Raw genomic sequence first — 1,886 nt, 5'->3', positions numbered from 1 at the left:
TACAACATAATACATATTATGTTGTAAACTGGGGGAGTACAATTATGATAAAAAGATTAGGAAAGATTTGGAGAAAACCGCAGTCTTTATTTCTTGCAGTTTTAATTCCAGTATTGGCCGTACTTTCATTTGCTGGGGAGCAGACGATGAATGTACAGGCATCAGCCGGCCCGTCGGCGGTTTCCGAGACGGTGACGGTTGGTGAACTAAAGGCTGAAAAAATGGAAAGCAATGGATCTTCTTCCATAGAGGTGCCTATGTATACGATGGAAGAAGGGAAGCCGATGGGATACTACCAGTTTTCCGGGGGAGATATCATAAATATCGATGACCAGACATTTGAAGGCCTGCCCTATAGGTTCGCGCGTGCTGAAATCAGACTGCTTGAAGGTGCGACCTGGAAGGTATATCCAATCAACTATTATGACAAGATAGGGGATAGGCGCTACTATTCCGTAGATAATGGCGACGGCCCTGCCCAGGATTTTGAGATAGCGAATGAAGTGCCGGATACTGCTGAAGTCTCCTTCAGGTTCCTGCTGAACACGAAGGAGTATAACGTGAATGTTATAGATGATAAGAAGGCGGAAGGATTCGGACTAGAGTTCATCCTGGGATTCACCGAAGCGGATGGAAGCTTCTACGCAAGGCATGACACGCATGTCAAAGTAAAGCTGACATATCCTGCAGGGTACCATACGGTGGAAGCGCCGGGCATTACGCCGGTCGGCATCATTTTTGGCGATGCATCCCTTCAGATATCCAGAAGTGAAGACGAGGCAAAAAGAGAGATCACATACTCCTTCATATATCCCGACAAGAGCTTGGATATGACCGTAGTCGGCGACAGGGATGAAGGACCTCTCATCTGCGGGGTATATGAAGGCACCGGCAATATGCAGAGTACAGAGGCGGGTGACAGCTGGATCAGGAAGACGGATGACGCAGGAGGCTATTCAGAGGGTGATCCGTATTATGGGACGGATTATTATGGGAAGGATTATCTGACGAGGGGAGCGTCAAAACCACGGGGCAGCGATACGAAAAAAGTATTGATGGGCACCGGAGAAAAAGAGATATCAACCGGGACATTTGGAAGCGGCGATGTAATGCACTTTGAATATCGCATGAAACGTGCCGGCGGCAGGGGAACAGCGGACTCCCCTAAATTCTTTTTCTGGCCGTCCCCTACATTGACCCTGAGCTACTTCCCGAACGGCGCGGATTATTCTGCATCGCATCCGATAAATGAAACGTTCAACTTCTGGGACCCATCCTGGGAAGATACGAGCGATACAGGCGCGGCCCAGATAACGGAAAGCTATACTGCAGGGAATGGAGCCCAGATAAAGATCGAGGTTAAGAAGGCGCAGCTCATAACCGACACGACAGTACATTATGATTTCAGGGCCATAGTAACAATCAGCAATATGAAAAACAGCTTCTATCTACAGACGCAGTCTAGCAGCAGCGTACAAGGCTCCCACTATTTCCGTGGCTTAGACAAGGTATCTATCGAAGCGGCAGGAGATGAGGCGGATTCGTACTTGATGCTGGACCCAAATGACACTGGCGGAGCCGGCGGGAGCCGGAACAAACGCACAATCAGACCAGGGGGAGTATTCTTAGACAAGCAGTCCATAGCCAACAAAGAATATCCGTCCGGCACGGGGATCCCCGGTGCCGCTGACGATCAATATTCATTCAAATTCGGTGTCACGCCTGAGTGGGGATACACGCACCCCCGGATATTAAGCTTTGACGAAAATGGGGAGGTGACAGGGCAGAGAGCCGAGACGATCGAAGCGGAAACGGGAGGGACGCTAGCCCTGGGCAGCTACTCCTGGTTCAATGAGGACTTTAAAAACAGAGGCGAGATCAGCCCG

General features: G+C 49.8%; 1 protein-coding gene. It reads left to right on the top strand.

Annotation, left to right across the window (positions count from 1 at the left end):
- Positions 1-44 precede the first annotated feature (44 nt).
- On the top strand, positions 45-1,886 hold a 1,842-nt coding region (locus HJV72_RS18700; protein WP_208073356.1), incomplete at its 3' end, for a hypothetical protein.

It is taken from the genome of Extibacter sp. GGCC_0201 (assembly GCF_017566055.1).
Classification (GTDB): Bacteria; Bacillota; Clostridia; order Lachnospirales; family Lachnospiraceae; genus Extibacter.
The sequence above is the reverse complement of the archived record's forward strand: the minus strand, read 5'-3'. Positions and strand labels throughout refer to the sequence as shown.